Raw genomic sequence first — 8,415 nt, forward strand, 5'->3', positions numbered from 1 at the left:
CGCCACCGACGGCGGCCGCGCCTCGCCGCCCGGGCCGTGGCGCTGAGCGCCGGCCTGGGCCGCCTGGGCCGCGCCAGGCGGCCGATATCGACGGGAAATCAGGAAATCGAAGAGCCGGGCGGCATCGAATGCGCCGCCGCGTTCACAGTCTTACGCGCGCCGGCCTGATCGGGCGCGTCGCTCGCCGGCGTGCCACCGGGCCGCTGCCTTACTCGGGCGTATCGAGCCGCACGCAGCGATACCCGTAGCCGTAGATCGGAATCACCTTCCAGCCGTTCGAGCCGTCCAGGTGCAGCTTCTTGCGCAGCCGGCTGACGTGGGTGTCGACGGTGCGCGTATCGACATCGGCATGCACGCCCCACACGCGATTGAGCAGATGATCGCGCGACAGCAACTGGCCCGGGCTCTGGAACATGTAGACCGCCAGGTCGAACTCCTTCTGCGTCAGGTCGACCGGCGCGCCGTTGACGGCGATCCGCACCCGCTGGATGTCGATCTCGTAGGCGCCCAGCGTCAGCGGCGCCTTGCCGCCAACCCCGTAGCGTCGCGCCACGGCCGCGATCCGCGCCAGCATCTCGGCGGCCCGCGCGGGCTTGACGAGGTAGTCGTCGGCGCCGGCGCGCAGCGCGGTCAGCACCGTCTGCTCGTCGTCGCGCGCGGTCAGCACGATCACCGGCACGTTCCAGCCGAGCGTGTCGCGCACCGCCTTGATCATTTCCTCGCCCGTCGCGTCGGGCAGCATCCAGTCGATCACGAACAACTGGAACCGTTCCTTGCTCAGCGCCGCGGTGAACTCGGCGCCCGTCTCGAAGCCCAGCACGCGATGCCCGCCATGTTCGAGCCACAACATGATCAGGTCGCGTTGGTCGGCATCGTCTTCCAGCACGGCGGTCAGCATTGCGGGTACTCCATCCAGAAAATGGCCCATCTTACTCACCCCTCGCGCGATTGGGAAATCGGCTTCTCGCATCGAAGCCCGCGCCGGGCCTGCCAAGCCGCGCCGCCGCGAAGCCCGGGAAGCGGCGCCCGAACCGCTCGCGCTGCACTGCCGCATGCGTCGCGCGGCACCGAAATCGCGGACAATAGCGCCGGTGCGCCCGGCCCCTTGCCGACAAGGCGCGCCCTCCCCGTCGATCGACCATGAAACTCAAGGCGAAGATATTCCTGCTCGCGATCGTGCCATTCCTGGTCGCGATCGCCGGCATCGGCTTCGGCGTGCGCCAGCAGGCCACCTCGCTGGCGCGCGCCCAGCACGAGACCATCGAATCCGCCTACCTGGGCAGCAAGGAGGTCGAGCTGCGCCACTACGTCGAACTGGCCACCAGCGCGATCGGCCCGCTCTACGCGGCCTCGCGCGACGGCGCGGCCGGCGACGAGGCGCGGCGCGCCCAGGCCCTCGAGATCCTGCGCAAGATGGAGTTCGGCCCAGACGGCTATTTCTTCGTCTACGACCTGCAGGGCAATTCGCTGATGCACCCGCGCGAACCCGAGCGCGTCGGCCGCAACTTCTGGTCGATGCGCGACGCGCAGGGCGCGGCCACCATCCAGGAACTGATCAAGGCCGCCACCACCGGCAACGGCTACGTGCGCTACCAGTGGCAGCGGCCCTCCACCGGCCGCGTCGAGGCCAAGCTCGGCTACGTGGTCACGCTCGAGCACTGGGGCTGGATGCTCGGCACCGGCATCTATCTCGACGACGTCGACCGCGCGCTGGCGAGCACCGACGCGCGCGCCTCGGCCGAGATCGACGGCACCATGAAGGGGCTGGCCGCGATCGCGCTGGGCGGCGCGGCGGTGATCGCGCTGTGCGCGCTGGTGCTCAACGTCAGCGAATCGCGGGTGGCCGACGCCAAGCTCAAGGCGCTCGCGCAGCGCGTGGTGGAATCGCAGGAGGACGAGCGCGCGCGGCTCTCGCGCGAGCTGCACGACGGCATCAGCCAGATGATGGTGTCGGTCAAGCTGATGCTCGAATCGGTGCACGAGCGGCTGGCGCAAGGCCCGGCGCGCGACGCCGCGGCCGAGGGCGCGCTGGCCAAGAGCGCGGCCCGGCTCGGCGACGTGCTGCGCGAGGTGCGCCGCATCTCGCACGCGCTGCGCCCGGCCATGCTCGACGACCTGGGCCTGGCCGCCGCGCTCGACCAGCTGATCCGCGAGCTGCGCAGCGAGACCGGCTTCGAGGTCGGCTACACGCAGATCGCTCACTCGGGCGCGCCGCCGCTGCCGGCCGCGGTCAACACCGCGCTGTTCCGGATCGCCCAGGAAGCGCTGACCAACCTGATCCGCCACGCGCAGGCCACGCGCGGCTCGCTCTCGCTCGAAGTGAGCTCGCATGCCGTCTCGCTGAGCGTGGCCGACAACGGCCGCGGCTTCGACGTCGAGCGCACCCAGGCCGACCCGCACGGCGGCGTGGGGCTGCGCAACATGCGCGAGCGCATCGACGCGCTCGGCGGCACCCTGACGATCCGCTCGCAGCTCGGCCACACCGTGATCGCCGCGCGCGTGCCGCTGCCCGCGCAGCGCCACACCGGAAACTGACCCACCATGACCGCTCCCGATTCCCCCTCGCCCGCCGCCCGGCTGCTGCTGGTCGACGATCACCCGCTGGTCCGCGACGGCCTCAAGATGCGCCTGGAGGCCGTGCCCGGCTTCGTGGTGGTCGGCGAGGCCGGCAAGGCCGAGGACGCGCTGGCGCTGGCCGAGTACCTCGAGCCCGATCTCGCGCTGATGGACGTCACCATGCAGGGCATGAACGGCATCGCGCTGGCCGGCATCTTCCACGAGCGGTTCCCGGCGATCCGGGTGGTGATGCTGTCGATGCACGACAACGTCGAGTACGTGACGCAGGCGGTACGCGCCGGCGCGAGCGGCTACCTGCTCAAGGATTCGCCGGCCAGCGACATCGTGCGCGGCATCGGCGCGGTGTTGGCCGGGCAGACCTTCTTCAGCGAGGGGCTGGCCGCGCGCATGATCCAGGCCAGCGCGGGCGCCGGGCCGGTCGAGCGCCTCACGCCGCGCGAGCTCGACATCCTCGACGCGCTGGCCGAGGGCCTGTCGAGCAAGCAGATCGCCCTGCAGAACGGCTTGTCGGTGCGCACGGTCGAGACGCACCGGCTCAATCTCAAGCGCAAGCTCGGCATCGAGGGGCAGGCCGAGCTGATCAAGTTCGCGGTCGAACATCGGCGGCGCTGAGCGCGCCGAGGGCTGAGGGCGGCGCCGCGCTCGCCCGGCACCGCCCTCATGCGGCCGCTCGCGCGGCCTTCAGCGCGCCAGTCGCGCGATCGCCGCGGCGTGTTGCGGGAATTCGCGCGCCAGCGCCTGGGCGTCGCCCAGTTCGAATTCGCTGAACTCGAAACCCGGCGCCACCGTGCAGCCCACGAAGGCGAGCCCGCCCGGCTCCGCGCAGACCGCGCCGAACCAGCGCCCGGCCGGCACCACGGCCTGGCTCACGGTGCCGGGATGGGTGAGCGGATTGCCGAGCCGATGAACCAGGTGGCCCTGCCGCTCGTCGAGCACATGCACCTCGAGCGGCTCGCCGGCATAGAAATGCCAGACCTCGTCGGAGCGGATCCGATGCCAGGTCGAGTACGCGCCGTCACAGAGCAGGTAGTAGATCGCGGTCGAGGCGCTGCGCGCCGCGCCGTCGCTCGAACGCGCCACCTCGAGCGGCGCGCGATAGGTTTCGCGGAAATAGCCGCCCTCGGGATGCGGCTGGAGGGCGAAGCGTTCGATCAGCTCGGCGGCGGCTCGGGAAGTGGCTTGCGTCATCGGATCGGCACCTGGGAGAAAGGATGTGCCCGCAAGCGTAGCGCAACGCGGCCGATCCGTGCACGAGCGCCCACGGGGGGCGAGGCGCAGCAATGCGCATTCCCGGACCTCGGGTCGCAACGCTATCGAAATGGGAGGAAGCGAGAGGCGTCTCGCCACGGTTTTGGCACGACCGGCGCAACGATGCAGAACATCGTTGCGGATACAAGCATGAGGAAGGAGACAGGCGCGGCCGCCCCGCCGTAACCGGCGAAGGCGGCCGCGCGAACGCGTGCCGCTCAGTTGACGCGCGCGTTGTGCTTCTGCAGGAAGCTGATCAGGCCGTCGATCCCGCCCGCGGCCAGTTGCGACTTGAACTGCCCCTGGTAGACCTGGATCAGCCAGGCCCCGGACATGTCGATGTCGTAGATCTTCCAGTCGTTGCCTTCCTTGCCGAGCCGGTAGCCGACGTTCTGCGTATCGCCCGGCGTGCTCACGGTGGACTGGACCAGCGCGTCGGTGGCGTTGCCGCCGCCGGCCTTGAAGGTGAACTTCGCGTCCTGGCTGCCGAGCTGGGCCAGCGAAGCCGCGTAGGTGCGCGTCATCAGGAGCCGAAATTGCTTGTAGAGCTCCTGCTGCTGCGCCGGGCTCGCCTGGCTCCAGGCGCTGCCGACGGCGATCCGGGTGGTGCGCTCGAAGTTCGCCACCGGCAGGAAACGCGTCTCGACGACCTGCGTGATCTTGGCCATGTCGCCGCCGCGCGCGGCGGGATCGGCCTTCATGGCGTTGACGGTCCCCTCGACCGCGGAGCGGACCACGTCGACAGGCGCGCTCTGCGCGAAAGCCGTGACGGAGACGGCCGCCGCCGCGACGAATGCAATCAGATGACGTTTCATGCGTTCTCTTGCTCTCGAAAAAAAGAAGCCGGCGCCAATGGCTCCGGATCGAAACAGTATAGCGGCCGATCCCGCGCGCGGCGCCCCCGGGGGCCGCGCCGGAAAGCTTCGTTACGCCACGCTTACGTTTGTCACCGCCCGATGACATCCTGTTCCGGCCGGGCGCGATCTGGTCCGGCACCGTTTCTACCACGCCGGCCGTCGAAAACGGGGCGCGGACCTAGCCGCCTCCGAAACCGCCGCGCCGGTATACTTGGTCACTTTTGCCCGAGGCCCGCCCCCGCCAGCCCGCCCAATGCTGACAACCCTACTCGTCCGACTCGTTGCCTGGTCGGTACGGCGCCCGATCCTGGTCGTCGTGCTGTCGCTCCTGATCGCCGCCTTCGCCGGCGTCTATACCGTCCAGCATTTCAAGATCAATACCGATGTCAGCAAGCTGATCGACAACGAACCGCAATGGGCGGCGCTCGGCCAGGCCGTCGACGACGCCTTCCCGCAGCGCAGCCAGACGCTGTTGGCCGTGGTCGAGGCGCCCGCGCCGGAATTCGCCTCGGCCGCCGCCGACGCGCTGGCCGCCGCGCTCGACAAGGACACCCAGGCCGGCCGCATCGGCCAGGTCTCGCTGCCGGCCGGCGGCCCGCTGTTCGAGCGCGACGCGCTGCTGTTCCTGTCGCCCGCCGAGGTCGCCAAGACCACCTCCAAGCTCGCCGACGCGCGCCCGCTGGTCAACACGCTGGCCAAGGATCCGAGCGTCACCGGCCTGGCCACCACGCTGTCCACCACGCTCGGCCAGCCGCTCCTGACCGGCCAGGTCACCCTGCCCGGCATGAAGACCCTGCTCGGCCGCGCCGCCGCCTCGGTGGACGACGTGCTGGCCGGCCGGCCGGCCGCCTTCTCGTGGCGCGCGCTGGTCGACAGCGATGCCGCCAGGCAGCCCGCCTTCGCGTTCGTGACGGTCGAGCCGATGGTCAACTACGGCGCGCTGAAGGCCGGCGAGCAGACCGAGCGCACGATCCGCGAGACGGCCGCCTCGCTGCAGCTCGACAAGCGCTTCGGCGCGGTGGTCCGGCTCACCGGCGAGCAGCCGCTGGCCGACGAGGAATTCGCCTCGGTGCAGGACGGCGCGGCGCTCAACGGCATCGGCACGCTGATCGTGGTGCTGATCATCCTGTGGCTGGCGCTGCGCTCCAAGCGCATGATCGGCGCGGTGCTGATCACGCTGGTGGTGGGCCTGGTGGTGACGGCCGCGCTGGGCCTGGCGATGGTCGGCTCGCTGAACATGATCTCGGTGGCCTTCATGGTGCTGTTCGTCGGGCTCGGCGTCGATTTCGCGATCCAGTACGGCGTGAAGTACCGCGAGGAACGGCATCGCGACCCGAACCTCGAGCACGCGCTGCTGGGCGCCGCGCATTCGATGGGCGTGCCGCTCTCGCTGGCCACCGCCGCGGTGGCCGCCAGCTTCTTCTCGTTCCTGCCGACCGCCTATCGCGGCGTCTCGGAGCTGGGCCTGATCGCCGGCGTCGGCATGTTCGTCGCGCTGTTCACCACCATGACGCTGCTGCCGGCCCTGCTCAAGCTGATGCACCCGCCCGGCGAGGCGAAGGCGCCGGGCTTCCCGCGCCTCGCGCCGGTCGACGACTACCTCGACCGCCACCGCAAGCCGATCCTGATCGGTACCCTGGTGGTGGTGATCGGCGCCCTGCCGCTGCTCACGCGCCTGCACTTCGACTTCAACCCGCTGCACCTGAAGGATCCGCACAGCGAGTCGATGGCCACCCTGATCGCGCTGAAGGATTCGCCGGAAGCCTCGGTCAACGACGTGCACATGCTGGCGCCCACGCTGGCCGCGGCCGACGCCGCCGCGGCGCGCCTGGCCAAGCTGCCCGAGGTGGGCCGCACCACCACGCTGTCGTCCTTCCTGCCCGCCGAGCAGCCCGAGAAGCTCGCCATCATCAAGACCGCCGCCGATTCCCTGCTGCCGGCGCTGACCCAGCAGCCCGCGCCGCCCGCCAGCGACGCGCAGCGCGTGGCCGTGCTCAAGCGCGCCTCGGCCCTGCTCGGCTACGCGGTGGAGGATCATCCCGGCCCGGGCGCGGCCGAGGCCAAGCACCTGTCGGAATCGCTCGCCAAGCTGGCGGCCGCCGATCCGGCCGCGCGCGATCGCGCCGAGCTCGCCTTCTCCAGCACGCTGAAGATCGCGCTCGGCCAACTCGCCTCGCTGCTGCAGCCCTACGAGATCACGCGCGCCAACCTGCCGCCGCAGATGGTCAACGACTGGGTCGCTTCCGACGGCCGCGCGCTGGTGCAGATCTCGCCGAAGGTGCCGCCCGGCGTCGATCCCGGCGACGACGTGATGCTGCGCCACTTCGCGCAGGCCGTGAAGCAGGCCGAGCCGGCCACCATCGGCGGCCCGATCTCGATCCTGCATTCGGCCGACACCATCATCAAGGCCTTCCTGCAGGCCGCGGGCCTGTCGATCCTGTCGATCACGGTCCTGCTGTGGATCACGCTGCGCCGCTTCGGCGACGTGCTGCGCACGCTGGTGCCGCTGCTGGTGTCGGGCGTGGTCACGCTGGAGCTGTGCGTGCTGCTGGGCATGTCGCTGAACTTCGCCAACATCATCGCGCTGCCGCTGATGCTGGGCGTCGGCGTGGCCTTCAAGGTGTACTTCGTGATGGCATGGCGCGCGGGCCAGACCGGCCTGCTGCATTCGAGCCTCACCCACGCGGTGCTGTTCAGCGCCGCGACCACGGCCACCGCCTTCGGCAGCCTGTGGTTATCGCATCATCCGGGGACGGCGAGCATGGGCAAGCTGCTCGCGCTCGCGCTGTCCTGTACGCTGATCGGCGCCGTGGTGTTCCAGCCCGTGCTGATGGGCAAACCGCGCGTGCCACGCGCCCCCCAATCCCCCGAAATCGATGAATAAACTCCGAATCACTGCCGCGGCCACGCTGGCCGGCGCGCTGCTGAGCGGCTGCGCGACCGGCCCCAACCGGACCCCGGGCGACCCGCTCGAGCCGATGAACCGCGCCATCTTCACCTTCAACGACACGGTCGACACGCATATCGCCGTGCCGATCGCGCGCGGCTACCAGAAGATCACGCCGAGCCCGCTGCGTACCGCGATCAGCAGCTTCTTCTCGAACCTCGGCGATCTCGGCAATGCCGCGAACAACCTGCTGCAATTGCGCGTGACCGACGCCACCGAGGACGTGATGCGGGTGGTGATCAATTCGGTGTTCGGCGTGGCGGGCCTGTTCGACGTGGCCACGGTGGCCGGCCTGCCCAAGCATCACCAGGACTTCGGCCTGACGATGGCGCGCTGGGGCGTGCCCTCGGGCCCCTACCTGGTGCTGCCGGTGTTCGGACCCAGCTCGTTCCGCGACGGCGTGGGCCGCGCGGTGGACGTGCGCTTCAACCTGCTCAACTACATCGAGCCGGCAGTGCGCAACCCGATGTACATTGCGCAGTTCATCAGCGCGCGCGCCGACCTGCTCGGCGCCTCGGACCTGCTGCAGCAGGCCGCGCTCGACAAGTATTCGTTCGTGCGCGACGCCTATACGCAGCAGCGCCGCTCGGCCACCTATCACGGCGGCGCGGGCGCGGCCTCGCAGGGCACGCTGCCGAGCGGGCTGCCGAACTATGATGATCCGGGTTCGGGCGGCGGCGCGAGCGGCGAGCCCTCGGGCCTGCCGAACTACGAGGATCCGGGCGCGAACACGGCGGCGCCGGCCGCCGGCGCATCGGGCGCGGCGGCGGGTGCCGCGGCGGCCTC

At 70.4% G+C, this 8,415-nt stretch carries 7 protein-coding genes; 4 read left to right on the plus strand and 3 right to left on the minus strand.

Going from position 1 to position 8,415, the window contains the following annotated elements; genetic code table 11:
• Positions 1-208: 208 nt before the first annotated feature.
• On the minus strand, positions 209-898 hold the full coding sequence (locus F3J18_RS33915) for a response regulator transcription factor (RefSeq protein ID WP_025100491.1): 690 nt from the start codon (positions 896-898) through the stop codon (positions 209-211).
• Positions 899-1,140: 242 nt separating this feature from the next.
• On the opposite strand from F3J18_RS33915, the gene F3J18_RS33920 reads away from it, so the two are divergent.
• Together F3J18_RS33920 and F3J18_RS33925 are read left to right on the plus strand one after the other, a co-directional pair.
• A complete protein-coding gene (locus F3J18_RS33920) occupies positions 1,141-2,535 on the plus strand; it encodes a cache domain-containing protein (protein ID WP_025100492.1) in 1,395 nt (464 codons plus the stop codon).
• 6 nt (positions 2,536-2,541) lie between these two features.
• On the plus strand, positions 2,542-3,189 hold the full coding sequence (locus F3J18_RS33925) for a response regulator transcription factor (RefSeq protein WP_025100493.1): 648 nt from the start codon (positions 2,542-2,544) through the stop codon (positions 3,187-3,189).
• 69 nt (positions 3,190-3,258) lie between these two features.
• On the opposite strand, the gene F3J18_RS33930 is transcribed toward F3J18_RS33925, so the two are convergent.
• A complete protein-coding gene (locus tag F3J18_RS33930; RefSeq protein ID WP_166916465.1) occupies positions 3,259-3,765 on the minus strand; it encodes a cupin domain-containing protein in 507 nt (168 codons plus the stop codon).
• 278 nt (positions 3,766-4,043) lie between these two features.
• On the minus strand, positions 4,044-4,640 hold the full coding sequence (locus tag F3J18_RS33935) for an ABC transporter substrate-binding protein (RefSeq protein ID WP_013691720.1): 597 nt from the start codon (positions 4,638-4,640) through the stop codon (positions 4,044-4,046).
• A gap of 295 nt (positions 4,641-4,935) precedes the next feature.
• On the opposite strand from F3J18_RS33935, the gene F3J18_RS33940 reads away from it, so the two are divergent.
• Both F3J18_RS33940 and F3J18_RS33945 read left to right on the plus strand, forming a co-directional pair.
• Positions 4,936-7,566 (plus strand): MMPL family transporter, encoded by a 2,631-nt coding sequence (locus tag F3J18_RS33940; protein WP_166916467.1) that lies wholly within the window; start codon positions 4,936-4,938, stop codon positions 7,564-7,566.
• Positions 7,559-8,415: VacJ family lipoprotein (locus tag F3J18_RS33945; RefSeq protein WP_166916469.1), on the plus strand; the 857-nt coding region annotated here is incomplete at its 3' end. The genes F3J18_RS33940 and F3J18_RS33945, both read left to right, overlap by 8 nt.

The organism is Burkholderia sp. Ax-1720 (assembly GCF_011753035.1).
GTDB classification, from domain to species: domain Bacteria; phylum Pseudomonadota; class Gammaproteobacteria; order Burkholderiales; family Burkholderiaceae; genus Burkholderia; species Burkholderia gladioli.

Coding starts and splice junctions, on each gene's coding strand:
- F3J18_RS33925 (WP_025100493.1), top strand. CDS start 2,542: ATGACCGCTCCCGATTCCCCCTCGCCCGCCGCCCGGCTGCTGCTGGTC.
- F3J18_RS33930 (WP_166916465.1), bottom strand. CDS start 3,765: ATGACGCAAGCCACTTCCCGAGCCGCCGCCGAGCTGATCGAACGCTTC.
- F3J18_RS33915 (WP_025100491.1), bottom strand. CDS start 898: ATGCTGACCGCCGTGCTGGAAGACGATGCCGACCAACGCGACCTGATC.
- F3J18_RS33935 (WP_013691720.1), bottom strand. CDS start 4,640: ATGAAACGTCATCTGATTGCATTCGTCGCGGCGGCGGCCGTCTCCGTC.
- F3J18_RS33940 (WP_166916467.1), top strand. CDS start 4,936: ATGCTGACAACCCTACTCGTCCGACTCGTTGCCTGGTCGGTACGGCGC.
- F3J18_RS33920 (WP_025100492.1), top strand. CDS start 1,141: ATGAAACTCAAGGCGAAGATATTCCTGCTCGCGATCGTGCCATTCCTG.